Source organism: Pseudoalteromonas sp. LC2018020214 (assembly GCF_016598755.1).
GTDB classification, from domain to species: Bacteria; Pseudomonadota; Gammaproteobacteria; order Enterobacterales; family Alteromonadaceae; genus Pseudoalteromonas; species Pseudoalteromonas distincta.
Window position 1 is genome coordinate 3586931 of record NZ_CP066804.1, and the last position, 20049, is coordinate 3606979.

Below are 20049 nucleotides of genomic sequence, written 5' to 3' on the forward strand. Positions count from 1 at the left end.
CAGACCTACTATAGCTAAATTTATCCTCAAACCCATGCGACATAATGTCGCAGATGATAAATATTCAACATTATAGTTAATGCATCGCTTTACTAGGGCGTGTTAACTTTACTGCCTTACATTTTAACGATGACGACCATGACCTGGATATTTTTCACTTTTTTAGCCGCCTTCATGCAAGCATGGCGTAATGCCCTGCAAAGTAAATTAAGTAACGATGTGAGTGTGGCTGGCGTAACACTCTCTCGCTTTATTATTGCAGGCCCTATTGCTGCCGTGTATTTATATGGTTTGTATCAATATCAAGATACCGCCATGCCTACGTTTAATAATGCCTTTTGGGGATTTATTGTAGGCGCAAGTGTTATGCAAATACTTGCCACTGGTTTAATGGTTAAGTTATTTAAAATGAATAATTACGCTGTAGGTTCTGGTCTTGCCAAAAGCGAGGCATTAGTAGCTGCCATTTTAGGTGTATTATTTTTTGGCTCGGCACTTTCTTTACTCGGTTGGCTTGGTGTGTTTTTTGGCGCTATCGCCGTATTGCTACTCAGTGGCATAACAAGCGTTAAACACTTTAATGCTAAAACAGCATTACTAGGACTGGTTTGTGGTACTTGCTTTGCACTTACATCGCTGTGGGTACGAGAAGCGAGCTTAAATTCAGGATTATTATTTCCTCACTCAGCAGCTTGGGTTTTGCTGTTTGTAATTAGCTTACAAACACTAATACTACTGGGCTATTTATTATTAAAAGAGCCGCAAACACTTAGTAAACTGTGGCAATACAAAGGTACTACAGCCGCAATTAGTGTTTTTAGTTGTGTCGGTTCTATTGGCTGGTTTAGTGCAATGAGCTTACAGCACGTTGCTTACGTTAAAACACTTGGACAGGTTGAAGTTTTTTTTACCATGCTAATTGCCGTTCTTTGGTTAAAGCAGCCACTTAAGAAACAAGATACTGCTGGCTTAATACTCATAGCCATTGCTGCTGTTTTGGTTATGTTGCCGAATTAAGGGCATAAAAAAGCGCAGGCTTTTATACCTGCGCTGTTATAATTTTTATAGCTTTAAGAACTGGTTCTAAGAGCTGATTTTTAGTGTTATCACGCCACTAATAATCATTAATACTCCTGCAATACGACCAAATGTAGCTGCATCGTTATAAAACAATATACCCACTAAAAACGTACCGGCGGCGCCAATACCTGTCCATACGGCGTATGAGGTGCCCATTGATATTTGCCTTTGTGCAAGCCACAACATAAAACCACTAGCGACTAAAAATACCACCGCTATTGCTATGCCTTGCCAGCGTGTATCAGCGTTTTGCGAAATTTTTAAGCCAATCGGCCAGCCAATTTCAAGTAACCCAGCAATAATTAAGTACACCCACGCCATTAAACGTCTCTCTTTTTAACAATCACTTCATATAAATCTTCGCGGCGATCTTTTAAGTTACGCACTGTGCCTTCGCTGTGAAGTATTTTAAGCTTATCCATATCAAGGTCACTAAATAGCAGCATTTCGGTGTTTGGTGTGGCTTCGTTAAGTGTTGCATCGTGCGGGAACGAAAAGTCCGATGGCGTTAATACCGCCGATTGTGAGTACTGCACATCAAGGCTTTCTACCTCAGGTAAGTTACCTACTGAACCTGCAATAACCACATAACATTCGTTTTCTATTGCACGCGCTTGTGCACAGTGGCGCACACGTAAATAACTGTTTTTGGTATCAGTCCAAAATGGCACAAACAGAATATCTAACCCTTGTTTGGCCAATATGCGTGAAAGCTCTGGAAACTCTACATCATAACAAATTTGAATACCCACACGACCGGCATCGGTATCAAACACGGCAATTTTATCGCCGCCTTGAATAACCCAATCGTTTTGCTCATGCGGGGTTATGTGTATTTTACGTTGCTCGTCTATTTTACCGCTACGATGGCATAGGTAACTTACGTTATAAATTTTATCATCTTCGGCAAGTGGCATAGAGCCGGTAATAATATTAGCGTTGTATTCTATTGCCATACGCGACATGGCGTTTTTAAATGTTTCGGTATATTCCGCTAAATAGCGAATCGCTTCTGTTTGATTACTTTGATTTCCTAAGCCCATTAGTGGCGCATTAAAAAATTCAGGGAATAATATAAAGTCACTTTTGTAGTCAGATACGGTATCTACAAAGTATTCAACCTGCTTTAGCATTTCTTCAACCGATTCAACACAACGCATTTGCCATTGCACAGCACCTACTCGCACGATTGATTTAGTTGACTCAAGTACCGTGTCGGTTGGCTCATACATGATGTTATTCCACTCAAGTAAAGTGGCGTAACCAACAGACTCTTGATCCTCCGGTAAATACTTTTTAAGTAAGCGTTTTACCTGAAAATCGTTAGATAACTGAAAACTTAAAATAGGATCGTATAATTCTTTTTGATCTACTTTTGCAATGTATTCCATTGGCGTCATTTCACTACTGTGATTGTAATAACGCGGAATACGCCCACCTGCTAAAATAGCGCGTAAGTTATATTGGCGGCACAATTCTTTACGGGCATCATAAAGGCGACGACCTAAACGCATGCCTCTGTGACTTTCGCTAATAGCAACATCTAAGCCGTATAGCGCATCGCCGTCGGTATCGCTAAATACACGGTCGTGACCGTCTGCAATATCTTCGTATGTATGCGGGTTTGAAAAACGCGTGTAATCAACTTGCACGCTTAATGCTAAGCCCACCAGCACGCCGTCATCCACAATACCTATTTGCCCTTCAGGAAATTGGTCTATTAATCTAAAAATGGTATGACTTGGCCACGCACCGCCTAAGTCGGGATACGCTTGATCCATCAAGGTTTTAATTTGCGGATATTGCTCTCTGGTTAAGTTACAAATTTCAAGATGGGTTTTTTCTGCCGACATACACAACTCCTTTGGGCATAAGAAAATAAAAGCCGAATGTACGTTAAAGTACACTCAGCTTTGTATCATGTTTTTTACGTTACGCGTACTACTTTAAACTGCGATAAAAAAGTGTGGTTACTTTCTCTTTTGGTAACCAGCCTGCGTATTCAAGATTCAGCTCAGCCAATGGATCGGCTTTAAGTACTTGCTCTAAGCTTGCATTATTTTGCATTGCTTTTAGCATTACGTCTTTCGCGTTTTGAACTAGCTTACCATACGCTATCAGTCCTGAACGGTCACTTACCTTGCCGTGTCCTGGTATTACTTTAGTGTTGTCGTCAATTTGATTAACTACATCGTTTACTGCCGCTAAAATACCATCAACGCTGCCGCCGCTATCTACATCAACAAACGGTAAGCTGCCAAAATTAAAGTAGATGTCGCCCATGTGCACTATGTTGTCGTTACTAAAAAAGATAACCGAATCGCCATCGGTGTGTGCATGTTCGTAATGCACTACATGGGCGTGTTCGTTATTAAAATGTAGTTTTAAGTCGTGACCAAAACTAATGCGCGGTAAAAAGTCTGACCCTTCGCCGTGCTGCTCTTCTAAACGTTTGTGTACATTGTCGTGCGCTATAACATGCGCACCCGCTTTAGCAAAGTTCTCGTTGCCACCGGTATGATCGCCATGATGGTGAGTATTAATAACAAACTCTGCACTGCCTGGTTTTAAATCACTAATGGTTTTTTTAATATCATCTGAGAGTTTGGCAAACTGATCATCAATAATATAAATGCCATCATCGCCTACACTTGCTGCAATATTACCGCCTTGCCCAAATAGTACGTATACATGCTCACTTAGTTTTTGTGCTGTTACTGGGCCCTCGTCTGCTTGCGCTGCTGTACTTAGTAATAAACCTGTTATTAATGCGGGTAGTATTTTTTTCATTTTTGTTCTCTGTTGTTTTATTGGTAATTATATAGAACGTGTTTAGCTATACTTTAGTTCATCGTGTCGGCTTTATTACTATTTGATGTATTAATTGTTGAGGCAATAAAGGCGTATGTTTACCTTCTACGTAATCACTAAATCCCGCTCTGTAAAATTCAGAAAGAGGGTGCCCCGATTGCCCACCAGGAATAGCTAAAATTGCATGCTCTAGATGCCCAGGTTGAGCAATAAAACGCTGTGATGCGCCAAAACTACGCCCTTGTACGGCGGGCATATAACTATCTCCAAAACCCGCTGCTGTGGGCATATTTAATAACTTAGCAAGTAACGGCATTTGCTTTGCAAACGGATGCTCTATCACTAACTCATTTACCTTGCCCCACTGCCAGTTTTGTACGTTATTACCAAATTGTTCTGTAAGCTTGGTAATAGTTTGGCTAAATGCTCCTTGTAACTGCTCATCCCAGCTTTTAAATTGTGGGTTTATCCATGTGTCGGGCTTGTTGTCAATAAGCTGCCAAACAGCGGGCTCTAAATCTCGTTTTACGTATTTAAGTGTGCCTTGTTGTTTATTTAATTCATCTTCCATATTACTAAATAAAATATTAATCACTTCATCGCGGTAGCGCTTAACTAAGGTGTACCCTGTGGAGGTTGAACATGCACATTGCTGCCAATTTTCAAGCGCTGTTATATATTGCTGATTTTTGGTTTGATCTGTTTTTAATTGCTTTAATAGCAAAGCATGCCAAGGCATTAAAAAGCGAGCTTGGTTATCGAGCTGTAGTGCGTAAAAGTCGCTCTCTGCAAATGTTTGTTTTTCAAATAATCTATCGCGGATTTGGCTCGAACGTGCACCGAGTGCATAGCCACCATTGCCAAAGCGGGCGTTATCTTCAGCCGATACCACGCGAGAATTACCAGTCCATAATCGACCGTTTTGTGGGTTTTTAATAAAGGGGCGTTCTAATTCGGTTTGCTGCCAAAGCGCTGAGTAGTCACCGGCATTTACACCGAGCTCACTTGGCGTTTTACGAGCAGGTATACCGCCCATATTTTTCCACGCTGCGTTACCTTGGCTATCTACCACCATTAGGTTTTGTACCGGTATTCCCACATCACTTGCTACAGCAAGTGCATCATCTACTGTTTTGGCTTGCTCTAATTTTAATAACTGCATATTAACGGCATAAGGCTGATGGGCAGCCCAGCTCAACGCATAAGGTTTTTCGTTAATATATTTTACAGGTCCGTATTCACTGAGTATTAATGAATAGTTTTCAACCTCCCCATCGGGTAATGCAATCGATTCATCAACTTGCCATGTTTTACTATCATCGTTTAATGCAATCCAATCGGCTGTATCTAAATAACCGTTAGTAAATCCCCATGCAACATTGTTGTTAGTGCCAACAACAATGGCAGGTGCGCCGGGCAGCGATACACCGGTCACCTGAGTCTGCTCACCACTGTGCATGTAATTTAATTGTGCCCTGTACCAAATTACAGGTACTGCCATCGATAAATGCATATCATCCGACACCATACCAGCCCCTGTTTTAGTAAGCGCTCCCGTAACAGCCCAGTTATTACTGCCGCGCTCTTGGTTGGCTTCAATGCTTTTAACTATATGCTCTGTTTGAGTTGGAAAGGTAGGTATGCCGTCGCTATAAGGCGCTAATTTGCTGCCATCAAGCGCGGCTTGGTACTTACTTGGTTGCGTTAAAAAATCAACCATTTGCTTTGTGTACGCTTGCTCAATTTGAATAAGTGCTTGGTCGCGCTCAAATGTGGCGCTTTGTAAATCAAGGTACATGCTAAATATCACAAGTAGGCTGTCTTCACTTTGCCATGGCTTTTGCGCTGCACCTGTTAGTAAATATTCAAAGCTTGAATACCCTACTTGCGCTAAGCCTTCGTTTACACCTTGAGCGTAACTTTTAAGTAATTGCTTATCTGCCTCAGGTAAGGTTTGTAAAATAATTTGGCTGCGTTTACGTAATTGATGAAAACGCATTTTTTTATCGAGCCCCAACGCTGCTTCGCCAAATAATTCACTTAACTCACCTGCGGCATTACGCCTTAGTAAATCCATTTGAAAAAATCGATCTTGCCCATGCGCATAACCTAAACCATAGGCAGCGTCGTTTCGGCTATCTGCATTTATTACTGCTTGCCCTAGTGCATCGCGCGAAATTTTTACAGGCTCTACTACCGCGTTACTGCGTCCGTTTCCATCAAGGGCGGGTAAACTTAAACTAAGTACCCCATAAACAACAGCGGTACTTGCCAGCCCTAATATCACAATTAATAACAACAAGCGTTTGATTACTTTAAACATCACCGTTTCCTTTGCACGTTTTGACCAAGCGTTAAGCACATATAATAACCACAGTTTTATTAAATAATAATGTTCTTGCTCGCAAAGGGTGAAATAAACATCAAAATCCACGATAATGTCAGCTCCACACATCGTGCAGAACTAGTTGAGATCAATATGACTGAAAAAACATTTATCAAAGGTAAAGACCGCGACCTAGAATCGTCAATCTCTACCATGCAAAACAAGCTTAAAGCCCTAAACATTAATGTTGAAGAAGCGCTTTGGCTTAACCCTGTAGCTAACTGTTATTCGGTTCATATAAAAGACAGCGACTGCGGTGTTATGTTTACCAATGGTAAAGGCGCAACCGACAAAGCATCTATTGCTTCAGCACTAGGTGAATACTTTGAACGTTTAAGCTGTAACTACTTTTTTGCAGACTTTTATCTAGGTGAAGAATTTGCTAATGGCGAGTTTACTCATTACCCAAGCGAAAAATGGTTTAAAGTTGAAGGCGATGAAGTGCCAGAGGGCATTATGGATGAAAGCTTATGGGATTACTTTGACCCTGAGCGCGAACTAAACGCATCACACCTTTTTGATTTTAACTCAGGCAATATCGATCGTGGTATTTGTACCCTGCCATACACACGCCAACGCGATAACCAAGACGTATACATTCCGGTAAACGTTATCGGTAATATTTTTGTATCTAACGGTATGAGCGCAGGTAACACCAAATTTGAAGCTCGCGTACAAGGTTTATCAGAAGTATTTGAGCGCGCTATTAAAAACCGCATCATCGCCGAAGGTATTTGTTTACCAATCGTGCCTGAAGACGTTGTTAAGCAATACCCTAAAATTCACGAAGCGTGTGAAGAACTTCGCAGCCATGGCTTTCATTTACGTATTGCCGATGCATCACTTGGGGGCAAATACCCTGTAATGAGCGTAACGCTTATTAACCCAACAGATGGCTCTGTATTTGCTTCTTTTGGTGCTCACCCATCATTTGAAGTTGCGCTTGAACGTACCGTGACTGAGTTACTACAAGGTCGTCGTCTTGATCAGCTAGATGTATTCCAACCTGCAACATTTGATAACGATGAAGTAGCAACACCAGAGAACATTGAACTGCACTTTATTGATTCAAGCGGTCTGATTTCGCATGATTTTTTCCGTGCAAAACCTGATTTTGAATTTGTACACTGGGACTTTAGCGGAACAACTGAAGAAGAATATAACTTCTGTACTGATCTAATTCATAGCATGGATCATGATATCTACATCATGGATTACACGCACCTAAACGTATACGCGTGTCGTATTTTAGTACCTGGCATGTCTGACATTTACCCTGTTGATGAGCTTATTTGGCGTAACAACAACGAAGGCGCTAAATTCCGCGAAACATTCCTATCGCTTGATCAGTACGATGCAGAGCAATGGATGGAAATTTACGACAGCCTTGAAGAAGCAGGCCACAGCGATATTATCCGCGCCGCAGAATTTATCGGCCTTGCAACCGATGCCGACACACCATGGCACACACTGCGTATAGGTGAGCTTAAAGCACACCTATGTTTAGCTGCAGGCAGCGAAGAAGCCATTGATTGGGTTGACTGGATACTTCATACAGGCCAAGTAAATGAAGAGGCAATGCGCCACTTCCGCTGTTTAAAAGCAGTTCTTGAAATTAAATACGATGACGAGCGCGAATACGCCGATTACCAAGATGCATTAGGCTTAATGTTTGGTGCTAATAATGTAGCGCTGGCTATAGAAATTGCCGAAGGTAAAAAGCAGTTTAACGGTTTAACTTTCCCTGGTTTATCGCTTGAAGGCTTTAAAAAGCATGCGGCGCTACTTGATGGTTACCGCAAGCTACATGTAGCAAAGCAAAATCACTGGGCGCGTGAAGTTAGCGACTCGTAACTCGCTAAACTACTAATTATAAAAAATAAACGGCGCATTTGTTCATGCGCCGTTTTCATTTGTGTAATAAATTAGCTATAGTTAATTTGCCTAAATTAACGCCACGATGTAGCTAATGCCACCATCTACTAACAATAAAAAAACGAACGTTCATAACTTTAAGTTGACCTTTTGGTTATCGCTTACGCTAACTGTACTAGTTGGTATCGTTCTTGATCGTATTAACTACAATCGTGTTAAAGATGCTCATCGCCTACAAATTCTTTCTGAAGTAAGTACATATCGAGCTCAATTAGAATCTATTTTAGTTTCTAATATCCAACTAGTTCGAGGTCTAGGTGTTGCCGTAGCGGCGCAGCCTGATTTACAGCAAACACAATTTGAACAAATTGCCCAACCACTATTTAAAACCTCAAATGAGCTTCGCAATATTGGTGGCGCTCCCGATATGGTAATTCGCATGACTTACCCCTTAAAAGGTAATGAAAAAGCACTCGGTTTAAACTTTTTAGAAGAAAAAAACCAACGCGCTGATGCTATTAGAGCTCGCGATACAAATACCATTGTAATGGCTGGCCCATTAAAATTAATCCAAGGTGATATAGCACTTATAGCCCGAGTTCCTGTTTACATACCGCCAGATAATCGCTTTTGGGGATTACTTTCAGTTGTTCTCAACATTGACAAAGTCTATGAAAATTCAGGTATTTATGAGCTAGAAAAAGAGTACAACGTCGCTTTACAAGGCAGGCATGGACTTGGCAGTAAAGGGGAGTTTTTTTACGGTAATCAAAACATAATAGAGCAAGACCCCCTTGAGTTTACGTTAAGCTTTCAAGGTGGCAATTGGCAACTTTACGTAGCACCTAAAATAGGTTGGAGCCCACCAAATTCAGCTGTATGGCCACTTAGGCTATCAATTATAATTATTTGCGGGTTATTAATTTGGGCCTTTTTATTCTTTTTGAAAATGCTTAATCGTCAGCAACAAAATGAAAAAATGCTTGAGGCAATGAGTGATCTAGCCCAAATAGGCGCATGGTCATTTAATTTAGAAACGAAACAAGTGTATTGGTCTGATATGACCAAAAAACTATTTAAATACCCATTAAATAGCCAACCAGAATGGCCTAAAGATTTAAATTACTTTAAAAAAGGCACTAGCAGAGAAACAATTAAACCTTTAATTGAACGAGCTATAAAATATGGTGAAAGCTACGAAGTTGAATTAGAAGTAATGGATGAAGAAGGTGAATCTGTTTGGGTACTCGTACATGGTGAAGCAGAACGAAAAAATGGACGATGCACACGTATTTTTGGCTCATTACAGAATATTGATACCCGTAAAAAGATTGAATTAGAAAATAATAAAACAGCATTACACAACGAAATTTTAGCCTCCCTTACCGTTAATAAATTAATATTAACTGGGCAACTGAGCCAATCAAAAGATATTATTACTAAAGCAATCTGCCAAGCATTTGATATTAAACGTGCCAGTATTTGGTTTTTTAATGAAGACAAATCCCAACTAAGCCCTTTTGCCATACATAGTAAACATTCGTCTAGTGATAAAATTGACTCTATTTGGCTAAGAAAAAATCTTCCCGGCTTTTTTAATGCAATAGATCACCAGCCTGTATTTAATGTGCCTGACGCCCAAGAACACCCAATACTCGAGCCAATTAAAGAACAGTATTTAATGACTCTCGAGATTAAATCCATGCTGTGCGTAATAATCCCTGCAGGAAGTGGCGCTATAGGAGTCGTCTGCGCAGAGCAATGCCAATCAAAACGCTACTGGTCTAAAAACGAAGAAAGCTTTTTAATTGCCGTTGCTGCGTTAATAGGCAGCTTGCACTCAAGCCAACAGCGAATTGAAACCGAACAAAAACTAGTTTCTGCCAAAGAAACCGCCGAACAAGCTGTTGAAGCTAAAAGTGAATTTTTAGCGAGTATGAGCCACGAAATTCGCACCCCAATGAACGGTGTTTTAGGTATGCTTAACATAATTAAGCAAACTCAATTGGACCTACAGCAAAAACATCATATTGAACTTGCTCAATCATCAGCTCAATCTTTGCTTAATATAATTAATGACATATTAGACTTTTCTAAAATTGAAGCCGGTAAGCTCGATATAGAAAACGTGCAATTTAATTTACCTCGGTTATTAGGCGAAGTGGTGGAATCCTTTGCTTTAAAGGTAGAACAAAACAATACAAAACTTATTCTAGATGCTACTCAAATAACTGTTAGCGAGATAATTAGTGACCCTAACCGCTTGCGCCAAATTTTAAATAACTTAATTGGCAACGCGGTTAAATTTACTATTGATGGCGAAGTAGTCATTACTGCCAGAATAGATGAAACAACGGATGGCTCGTTCCTACAGTGTTCGATTATTGATACTGGTATTGGTATTGACCCTAAAAAACAAGCGTCGTTATTTGACTCATTCACACAAGCCGATGCTTCAACAACACGCCAATTTGGGGGCACAGGGCTTGGTCTTGCCATAGTAAAACAATTGTGCGAACTGATGAACGGTGAAGTGAGTGTAAACAGTATGCAAGGTGAAGGAAGTACATTTTCTTTCACAGTACAAATACAACCGCGCTTAAGTAAAGAACAAGATTTACCGAGTCATTTAATTAAAAACAAACATATTTTAATTATTGATGAGTGCTCGTTAAATGCTAACACCGCTAATAAGCAGCTCACTGTTTGGGGTGCAAAAGTTAATTGTATACATAACTATCTTGAGGTTGATGATTACTTAAGTAATGTAACCACCCACCCTGGTGCTATTTTAGTTGATTACTACTTTTTTGAAAAAGCCCCACAAACGCATATCACCGCGCTCAAAAACTTTATAAATATGCATAGTTGTAAGTTAGTTATTATGGCGCCAATGAGTTATTCACCAGAGGAGTCTAAAGTAGGTATGGAGGTCGACTGTATGATTTTCAAACCTCTCACACCGTCTGATTTGTTTGACTCACTCACAAACGATAAATACATTGAACAACAGCAGCAACAAGCACAACTGCAAAACAAGCTAACTAAAGCGCCAGTACTCGATTCATCAGAACCACAACTATTGCTTGTTGAAGACAATAAAATAAACCAAGTGGTTGCCTCTGCGCTATTAAAGCAGGCGGGTGTTACTTTTGATATTGCCGAAAATGGGCTTGAGGCAATTGTAAAGCTTAATGCAAAACAAGGTAAACCATATAAGCTAGTTTTAATGGATTGCCAAATGCCCGAAATGGATGGCTACCAAGCCACTAAAGCCATTAGAGAAGGTGATGCAGGTAAAGATAATGAAAATATTACTATTATTGCGCTAACAGCCAATGCCATGCAGGGCGATAAAGAAAAATGCCTAGCCGCAGGCATGAACGACTATTTAAGTAAGCCTCTCGATTTAGCTGCATTACAACCAAAGCTTCAACAATGGCTTGGCATTCAATAAAGGTGTAAGCTAATAAAATACGCTTACTAATTTGAGATTATTTATGCAGTTATCAACAAATCAACAACGTATTCTTGGTTGCCTATTAGAAAAACAAAGCACGACGCCAGAGCATTATCCGCTATCGTTAAACGCTCTCGTGAACGCATGTAACCAAAAGTCTAATCGCGATCCTGTGTTAAGTCTTACAGATGAAGACGTGCAAAACGCACTTGATGAACTAATAGAAATGCGTTTGGTCACAATAGATGAAGGTCTTTCGGGTCGTGTAAATAAATACGATCACCGCTTTTGCAACACTGAATTTAGTAATCTGCAATTTTCTGCTCAGCAGCGTGCCATTGTTTGTTTATTACTTTTGCGTGGTGCTCAAACCCCTGGTGAATTAAGAACCCGCAGTGCTAGGCTTGCTGATTTTAATAACGTAAATGAAGTAGAGGCAGCGCTCAATAAACTGATTGAAAGCGAGTACGTCACAAAGCTAGAGCGTGAAGCTGGTAAACGTGACAGCCGATATATTCATTTATTTGGCGAACAACAAAATAATCCCGCCGATGCCTTTGTTGCTCTACCAAGCGAAGTAATTAAAGACAAAGAATTAAGCGATTTACTTGAAGAAGTAGAAAAATTAAAAGCAGAGCTTCGCCAAATAAAAGCTCATTTAAAACTTTAATTAACTAAAACTAAATCACATAATAAGTTTATTGCGTATCACATATTAAATTTCATAAGGAGCTGGCAATGCGCGCCGAAATTATGGCTGAAATGAAGGTTCAGCCAACGATTGATGTAAATGCTGAGATAACTCGCCGAGTTAATTTTATTAAAACACGTTTGGTAGCAGCTCATTCACGCTCGTTAGTACTGGGTATTAGCGGTGGTGTTGACTCATCAACCTGCGGCCGCTTATGTCAACTTGCTGTAAACGAGCTAAATAAAGAACACGATACTGACAAGTATCAGTTTATTGCAGTGCGCCTACCTTATGGTGTACAAGCTGACGAAGATGAAGCACAAATGGCGGTTGATTTTATTCAGCCAAGTAAACGTATGACCGTAAACGTACAACCTGCGGCTGATGCATTGCATGAGCAAGCGATAGCTGCCGTAGTTGGCTGTGGTGAAGCACTGCCTGAGCAAGCTCAGATAGATTTTATTAAAGGTAATGTTAAAGCACGCCAACGTATGGTTGCTCAGTACGAAATTGCAGGTTTTTGCCAAGGCTTAGTAGTGGGTACCGATCATAGTGCTGAAAACATTACTGGTTTTTATACTAAATTTGGTGACGGCGCTTGCGATTTAGCCCCTCTGTTTGGTTTATCAAAACGCCAAGTTCGTGCACTTGCTACTGCACTAGGTGCGCCAGCTTTATTGGTAGATAAAGCACCTACAGCTGATTTAGAAAGTGACCGCCCAGGTTTAACAGACGAAGAAGCACTTGGTTTGAGCTATGAGCAAATTGATGACTTTTTAGAAGGTAAACCTGTGTCTAATGATGTTGAACAAAAGCTTGTAAGCATTTACACGCGTACACAACATAAGCGTCAACCAATTCCGACAATTTACGATTAAGGTTTAGTAGCTAAAATAAAGCAATTAATGCCTTTGAGGATTAATTGCTTTTTTGATCGACAGATTAAGAAGCTGCGTATATTTTAATAAATTTACGCTTTGAATTTTATAATACCAATTGCATTAAACTAGTGAGCTATTATAGCCCTATGAAATAGCGATAGAACGATGATATTTTTAATTATATTGGTATAACTACCCGCCAAAGAGAACACTGCCTTATATGACATCGCCCATTTTAATTACCGGCGCAGGCCAACGTATTGGTTTAGCACTCGCTCAGCATTATATAGCCCAAGGGCAGAGTATTATTATCACGTATCGTACTCGTCACGCCGCTGTTGATAAATTAGAGCAACAAGGCGCTGTATGTATTTATGCCGATTTTAGTACCGATGAAGGTATTAGTGCATTTATAAATACGCTTAAAGAGCATACAACATCGCTGCGCGCTATTGTTCATAACGCATCAAGCTGGGACTGCGAAGCTAACAACCCTGACTTTGCAGCACTGTTTGATAATATGATGCGTATACATGCCAAAACACCGTATTTAATTAATTTAATGTGCGCAGAGCTGCTTTTAAACTATCAGCAAAATGAAAAAGTACCTGCCGATATAATACATCTTACTGATTATGTAGTTGAAACAGGCAGCCCTAAACACTTAGCTTATGCAGCAAGTAAAGCAGCACTCGACAACCTAACCAAATCGTTTAGCGCTAAATATGCGCCAAATATAAAAGTGAACTCGGTTGCTCCATCGCTCATTATTTTTAATGAACATGACGATGAGCAATATCGAGCTAAGACCCTTAAAAAATCATTAATGGGCATTGAACCCGGATGCCAAGAAATTATCAATAGCATTGATTTACTATTACAAAGCCACTACATCACAGGGCGCTCTTTGCCTATTGATGGCGGTCGTCATTTAAAGTAAATATAAATAAACTGAGATATTTATGCACAATGAATTAAAAGAAAGTTATGAAAAAATCATCACCGCTGTAGGCGAAGATGCTAACCGCGAAGGCTTACTTGATACGCCAAAACGTGCTGCAAAAGCAATGGAATATTTAACGCAAGGGTATCGTCAAACGCTTGATGAAATAACTAATAAAGCGGTATTTACATCTGACGCTGACGACATGGTGTTAGTACAAGACATAGAGCTCTACTCTATGTGTGAGCATCATTTACTGCCTTTTATTGGCCGTTGCCATATTGCTTATATACCAAACGGTAAAGTATTAGGCTTGTCTAAATTTGCCCGTATTGTTGATATGTTTTCACGCCGTTTTCAAATTCAAGAACAACTAACGCATCAAATCGCTAAAGCAGTTGAAGAAGTTACTGGCGCTAAGGGCGTAGGCGTTATTGTTGAGGCAAAACACATGTGTATGATGATGCGTGGTGTAGAAAAGCAAAATTCAAGCATGCGTACATCAGTAATGTTAGGTAACTTTAGAAGCGATCCTAAAACACGCAACGAATTTTTGCAGCTTATAAAAGGTTAACCCTATGGCTAATGCAATCATTAACGTTACTAATTTACGCCTGCGTACGTTTATTGGCTTTAACCCCGATGAGCGTGAAAAAAAGCAAGATGTAGTGATCAATCTAGAGATTCACTACCCTGCTGATGACGCGTGTAAAACGGATGAAGTTGACCAAGCACTTAATTATAAAGTGATCACCAAAGAAGTTATTAGCTTAGTAGAGCAAGGGCACTTTTTACTGCTCGAAAAATTAGTTGCTGAAATTCTTGCCGTTTGTCACGCACACCCAAGCGTTCATTACGCTAAAGCACGTGTTGATAAACCACATGCACTGCGTTTTGCAGACTCAGTGTCGTTAACGCTTGATTGGGCTAAATAAGCACTTAAAAACTTATTTAAAAAAGCTTTTCGAATCCTACGGCAAGGGCGATAACCGCTAAATAGCGAGCGCCTTTGCCTAGTGTTACTAGTAATAAAAACATACTAAAGCGTACTTTAAATATCCCCCCAATTACAGTTAGCGGATCGCCTACTACTGGCAGCCAAGCAAACAACAAACTATACACACCGTATTTATTAAATTGCTTTTGTGCGCTATCAAGCCCTTTTTGCGATACAGGAAACCATTTTTTATCTTTAAAACGCAGTACCTGCGTGCCTAACCAGTAATTAACACAGCTCCCTAACACATTTCCAACTGTTGCTACGCACCACATAAGCCATAAATTAACTTTACCTTGAGTAATCATTCCCACCATTATCACCTCAGAAGAGCTAGGCAGTAATGTCGCAGATATAAATGCGCTAATAAATAACGTGAGATAAAGCATAATGCCCTTATGGCTAAACGTAAAAACCCAGCCTATAGCTGGGTTTATAATACCAATTTTATTAAAAACATGAGCATTCTAGCGTATCAAATAACTCACTAGCTACGTTAAAAATTATTTATATAGAACAACTATGTATCATAATTTTAGCCTTGTTATTGAGCTATTTTCTTATCGCTATAATAGATCACTAATTTAATGCAATTGGTATAAAAATAAACTGTGTGTTTATTTTATCAAATTTAAACTAAACGGGTAATTAAACTCTTTACCTTCATTAGCTTTAATACTTGCCATTACAACCATTACAAACCCAAAAATTGCCACTATAGGTAGTAATATTAAGCCGACTGCTACAAACATCAGTACAAAACAAACTACATATGCAATTGCCATCGTTATTTGAAAGTTAAGCGCCTTTTTACCGTGCACGTCAACAACTGGCATTTCATCTCTTTTAATTAACCACACAATTAATGGCCCAATTATTGAGCCAAACGGCACAACAAACCCAGCAAGCGCACTTAAATGGCATAACATAGCCCACGTACGGTCATCTTTATTAACTGGTTCAACCTGTTGATTTTCTTCCATAACACTCTCCTTTTTGTTTTATGTATGTTGCCTCTTAACTAAACAAATGTCTACAAATCAACCAACGTATTTATGTTTAAAAATCACAGCGTGAAATCTTGTGATAAAAAAGTGATAAGTTTGTGAGAGTTTCTGGAGACGATTATTCAATACTTAACTCGAATCATCACTTACAGGAAATAATAATGAAAACTTCTACATTAACAATCGCAATTCTTTTAGCGGCAGCTAGCCAATCGACTATGGCCGCAGAATTAGACCTAAAAGTAACTAACCTAACCAAAGGTATTCACTTTACTCCACTGTTAATTACAGCACACAACAGCGAAGACACACTGTTTGAAGTAGCAACAGAGGCATCTACAGCACTACAAACAATGGCTGAAGGCGGCAATATTGCAGAGCTAGTTGCACAAGCAACTGCAGCGGGCAGTGATATGGCTGCAAATCCAGCTGAAGGTTTACTTGCACCAGCCGCATCTACAACGGCAACACTTACCACTACCGACGGTAACGAGTACCTATCTTTAACTGCAATGATGCTACCAACTAATGATGGCTTTGTAGGCTTAAACAGCTGGAAAATCCCAACAGAAGCGGGTACTTACACAATTAATTTAAATGCTTACGATGCAGGCACAGAACAAAACAATGAGCTTGTAGTTGAAGGCTCTGGCGCACCAGGCACTCCGGGTATTCCTGCGGCTCCAGGTGGCGACGCTGGCACTGGCGGTACAGGTGTATTAAGTGGTGATACAAATACTAACATTCATATTCACCCGGGTAGCTTAGGTGATGACGATTTAGAAGCGGGTAATAGCGATTTAAGTAATACAGTACACAGATGGTTAAACCCAGTAGCGCAATTAACCGTTACAGTTAAGTAGGAGCATGATTATGTCATCTGCTAACAACCTTAAAAAAAGTCTACTAGTGCTTGCACTTGCAACCACACTTGCAGCGTGTAGCGATAATGATAACGACCCAGTTGTTGAAGAGCCGGTCGTTGTTGAGCCAATTGTTGTAGAACCTGTGATCAGTGAGTTTACTATTACTTTTAGTAACTTAACTGCAGGACAGCCTTTGTCACCACTCTCTGTCATTGCTTTTGAAGATGAAGCACCTTGGACCTTCGGTACAACAGCTTCTGTGGGCTTAGAAATGCTTGCAGAAAGCGGTGCAAATGAAGAATACCTCAGCTACGAAAGTGCACTTGCTGCAGTTTCAGCTGAAGGCGCTATTGGCCCTGGTGAAACCACCACAGTGATCATTACTGTTGAAGAGCAAGAAACGCTTAATTTGTCATTTGCTGCCATGCTTGGGAATACAAATGATGCTTTTACCGGTCTTAGTTCTTTAGATGTATCAACATTAGAAGTTGGCGGTTCGTTATCACGCACTACGACTGCTTATGATGCGGGTACGGAAGCAAATACAGAAACAGCTGAAACTGTGCCAGGTCCTGCCGCTAGCGGCGAAGGGTTTAACGAAATACGTGACGATACAGCCGATATAATAACGATGCATCCAGGCATTGTTTCAAATCAAGATGGATTATCTACATCAGCACTTGGTGTTGAACATAAGTTTGATAACCCAGTATCGAAAATAGTAATTACGCGCACGCAGTAACGTTCCAGCTTGTAATGGGGAAGTAAGGGAGCACGGATGCCCCCCTTTTTACGAGGTTATACATGCGTCACGAAAAAATATTAGTAGTAGAAGATGACAGAGAAATAGGTAAATTAATTACCACGCAGCTAACGTCGCTTAACTTACATGTTGATCATGTTGTAAGCGCAGAACTAGCCTTAAAAAAAATAGCTAAGCATCCCTACGGACTTATTTTACTCGATATAAACTTACCGCAAATGGATGGTTTGAGCTTATGCCGAAAAATAAAAGAGCATTACCCAACTACCTCCGTTATTTTACTCACCGCGCTGAGTAGCGATATGGACAGAGTTATTGGCCTTGAAATGGGCGCCGATGATTATATTTGTAAACCCTTTTTTGCACGCGAATTACAAGCCAGAGTAAAAACCCAATTACGCCACAGAGCACAACTACTCGCTGGCCAAAACAACGACAACTCCCCCATTGATAGCGAACAAACACTAAATGTAGGCTCACTCAACATAGAATTTAGTTCGCACCAAGTGTATTTAGGTAAACAAGCCCTTAACCTTACCGCCACCGAATTTGATTTACTCGTTTACTTTGCACGCCATCCTAATCATGTTTTTAGCCGCCAGCAGTTACTCGATAAGGTATGGGGTTACCAACACAGTGGTTACGAGCACACGGTTAATTCACATATAAACCGCTTACGTGCCAAGCTAGAAGAACACCAACAAGCGCCTATCATCGAAACAGTTTGGGGTGTTGGTTACAAACTAAACCCTAGCCAACTCAATTAAGACACCTATTATGAAATTATCTTTGTATCAAAAATTAGCTATATCGCTAGTCGTGATTTTTTGCTTTATTTGCGCCCTAGTTTACGGCTGGAGCAAGCAATTAGAACTCACCTCAAAACATCATGCTGAGCAAAATTTACATTTGGCGCTTGCCGAGCATTTAGTACAAGATAATCCACTAATAAAAGAAGGTGTTTACGACTATAAAGCGCTTGAGAACCTCTTTCATACCTTGATGTTATTAGGTCCTGCGTTTGAATTTTATTTTGTAGACGAAACCGGAAAAATTCTTACTTACTCAGCAAAGCCGGGTAAAGTTAAACGCACGCACATTAGTTTAACGCCTTTAAAAAGGCTGATTAACGACCCAAGCGCTGCACCTATTTATGGTGATAATCCTCGTAATAAAGAGCAACAAAAAATATTTTCAGCCGCGCCAGTATTTAATCAAGATAAGCTACAAGGCTATTTATATGTAATTATTGGTGGTGAGGCTTACGATACCTCACTAAGCACTGTAAAAAATAATGATAAGTTATGGCTGGCCGCTTTATGGCTTGGCTCTGCACTCGCTTTTTTATTTATTGCGATGCTAATTTTGCTACGCTTTTTTACCAACCCAATACAGCGCTTAGCACGTGATGTTAGCAATATTGAAGCCGCTAATTACAGCCTTACTGACACCAAGCTAAGTAACTATTCAACGCAAAAAAGTAACGAAGTGCATAGTTTAGGGCGAAGTATTCAAGCCATGCTTACCCGTATTAACGAGCAGTTTAAAGCGCTTGAACAAGGCGATAAACAACGCAAAGAGTTGCTAACTCACTTATCGCACGACCTACGTACCCCACTTGCTTCACTGCAGGGATTTTTAGAAGTATTAAATCAGTCAGGTGAGCAATTAAGTCAAAAAGAACAACAAGAATACTTACAGGTATCGCTTAATAATTGTGGGCAATTAAAGCTACTCATAGAGCAAATATTTGAACTTGCTCACTTAGAAAATGGCGAAATAAGTATAAACAAAGAAACCTTTAATTTAGGTGAACTCATTTACGATTGCATGGCAAAATTTAGTTTAGCAGTTGATAAAAAGGGCATTAGTTTGTCGGTAGAACCTGCGATTTGTGATTTTCCTGTGGTTGCCGATATAGCTAAATTAGAGCGCGTGTTAAGTAACTTAATTGACAATGCAATTAGGCACACCCCTCGCGGTGGCAGCATTGCAGTACATGTAAAGCGCAGTGACGATAATCAACTATTTGTGCATGTATCAGACACAGGCGTAGGTATAAAAGAAGATGAGCTGAATGCTATTTTTGACCCGCACTACCAAGCAAGTAATTCTAATAAAGAGGGGCGCCAGCAAGGTGGTTTAGGATTGGCCATTTGCAGAGGGTTATTAAAACTGATGGATAGTGAAATTTACGTACAAAGTGAAATTGGTAAAGGCACTATGTTTAGCTTTAATTTACCACAAAAAAAGGTGCTTTCTTAAAAAGCACCTTATTGAGTTAAATCT

Annotated in this window: 18 protein-coding genes; 12 read left to right on the forward strand and 6 right to left on the reverse strand. The window is 40.0% G+C overall.

Going from position 1 to position 20049, the window contains the following annotated elements:
- Positions 1-138 precede the first annotated feature (138 nt).
- A complete protein-coding gene (locus JG479_RS16085; protein WP_200219653.1) occupies positions 139-1017 on the forward strand; it encodes a DMT family transporter in 879 nt (292 codons plus the stop codon).
- A 66-nt stretch (positions 1018-1083) separates the two neighbouring features.
- On the opposite strand, the gene JG479_RS16090 is transcribed toward JG479_RS16085, so the two are convergent.
- The 4 genes from JG479_RS16090 to JG479_RS16105 all read right to left on the reverse strand — a co-directional run bounded on the left by JG479_RS16090 (position 1084) and on the right by JG479_RS16105 (position 6214).
- Positions 1084-1401, reverse strand: coding sequence for a DMT family transporter (locus tag JG479_RS16090; protein ID WP_002962354.1), 318 nt, complete (start codon positions 1399-1401; stop codon positions 1084-1086).
- Positions 1401-2933 carry a bifunctional GNAT family N-acetyltransferase/carbon-nitrogen hydrolase family protein gene (locus JG479_RS16095; RefSeq protein ID WP_024595458.1) on the reverse strand — a complete coding sequence of 511 codons (1533 nt, stop codon included), beginning with the start codon at positions 2931-2933 and terminating at the stop codon, positions 1401-1403. Before JG479_RS16095 ends, JG479_RS16090 begins: the two co-directional genes overlap by 1 nt.
- Before the next feature lie 88 nt (positions 2934-3021).
- The gene (locus JG479_RS16100; RefSeq protein ID WP_193226766.1) at positions 3022-3870 is read right to left on the reverse strand and encodes an MBL fold metallo-hydrolase; all 849 of its coding nucleotides are present in this window, start codon (positions 3868-3870) and stop codon (positions 3022-3024) included.
- A 58-nt stretch (positions 3871-3928) separates the two neighbouring features.
- Positions 3929-6214: a penicillin acylase family protein gene (locus JG479_RS16105; RefSeq protein ID WP_200219654.1), complete on the reverse strand. Its 2286-nt coding sequence runs from the start codon at positions 6212-6214 to the stop codon at positions 3929-3931.
- Positions 6215-6370: 156 nt separating this feature from the next.
- On the opposite strand from JG479_RS16105, the gene ycaO reads away from it, so the two are divergent.
- From ycaO to folX, 7 genes are all read left to right on the forward strand, one after another.
- Positions 6371-8131, forward strand: a complete 1761-nt coding sequence (ycaO, locus tag JG479_RS16110) for a 30S ribosomal protein S12 methylthiotransferase accessory factor YcaO (protein ID WP_024595461.1) — start codon at positions 6371-6373, stop codon at positions 8129-8131.
- A gap of 115 nt (positions 8132-8246) precedes the next feature.
- On the forward strand, positions 8247-11609 hold the full coding sequence (locus JG479_RS16115) for an ATP-binding protein (RefSeq protein ID WP_138489822.1): 3363 nt from the start codon (positions 8247-8249) through the stop codon (positions 11607-11609).
- Between the two features lie 43 nt (positions 11610-11652).
- Positions 11653-12282, forward strand: a complete 630-nt coding sequence (locus tag JG479_RS16120) for a YceH family protein (protein ID WP_002962344.1) — start codon at positions 11653-11655, stop codon at positions 12280-12282.
- Between the two features lie 68 nt (positions 12283-12350).
- Positions 12351-13181 (forward strand): ammonia-dependent NAD(+) synthetase, encoded by an 831-nt coding sequence (gene nadE / locus JG479_RS16125; protein ID WP_024589633.1) that lies wholly within the window; start codon positions 12351-12353, stop codon positions 13179-13181.
- Between the two features lie 223 nt (positions 13182-13404).
- Entirely contained in the window at positions 13405-14124 is a 720-nt protein-coding gene (gene folM / locus JG479_RS16130; protein ID WP_039486916.1) for a dihydromonapterin reductase, read from the forward strand.
- Between the two features lie 22 nt (positions 14125-14146).
- Complete coding sequence (gene folE, locus JG479_RS16135; protein WP_002962341.1) at positions 14147-14701, forward strand: GTP cyclohydrolase I FolE; 555 nt, start codon at positions 14147-14149, stop codon at positions 14699-14701.
- A gap of 4 nt (positions 14702-14705) precedes the next feature.
- Entirely contained in the window at positions 14706-15062 is a 357-nt protein-coding gene (gene folX, locus JG479_RS16140) for a dihydroneopterin triphosphate 2'-epimerase (protein ID WP_002962340.1), read from the forward strand.
- Between the two features lie 16 nt (positions 15063-15078).
- Here the strand turns inward: folX and JG479_RS16145 are convergent, their stop codons facing one another.
- Together JG479_RS16145 and JG479_RS16150 are read right to left on the reverse strand one after the other, a co-directional pair.
- On the reverse strand, positions 15079-15513 hold the full coding sequence (locus tag JG479_RS16145) for a YqaA family protein (protein ID WP_033021866.1): 435 nt from the start codon (positions 15511-15513) through the stop codon (positions 15079-15081).
- A gap of 228 nt (positions 15514-15741) precedes the next feature.
- Complete coding sequence (locus tag JG479_RS16150) at positions 15742-16107, reverse strand: DUF4870 domain-containing protein (RefSeq protein WP_002962338.1); 366 nt, start codon at positions 16105-16107, stop codon at positions 15742-15744.
- 185 nt (positions 16108-16292) lie between these two features.
- On the opposite strand from JG479_RS16150, the gene JG479_RS16155 reads away from it, so the two are divergent.
- From JG479_RS16155 to JG479_RS16170, 4 genes are all read left to right on the forward strand, one after another.
- Complete coding sequence (locus tag JG479_RS16155; protein WP_002962336.1) at positions 16293-16994, forward strand: spondin domain-containing protein; 702 nt, start codon at positions 16293-16295, stop codon at positions 16992-16994.
- 10 nt (positions 16995-17004) lie between these two features.
- Complete coding sequence (locus JG479_RS16160; protein WP_024607274.1) at positions 17005-17739, forward strand: spondin domain-containing protein; 735 nt, start codon at positions 17005-17007, stop codon at positions 17737-17739.
- A gap of 62 nt (positions 17740-17801) precedes the next feature.
- Positions 17802-18527: a response regulator transcription factor gene (locus JG479_RS16165; RefSeq protein ID WP_200219655.1), complete on the forward strand. Its 726-nt coding sequence runs from the start codon at positions 17802-17804 to the stop codon at positions 18525-18527.
- A gap of 10 nt (positions 18528-18537) precedes the next feature.
- A complete protein-coding gene (locus JG479_RS16170; RefSeq protein WP_033021861.1) occupies positions 18538-20025 on the forward strand; it encodes a sensor histidine kinase in 1488 nt (495 codons plus the stop codon).
- The last annotated feature ends 24 nt before the right edge of the window (positions 20026-20049 follow it).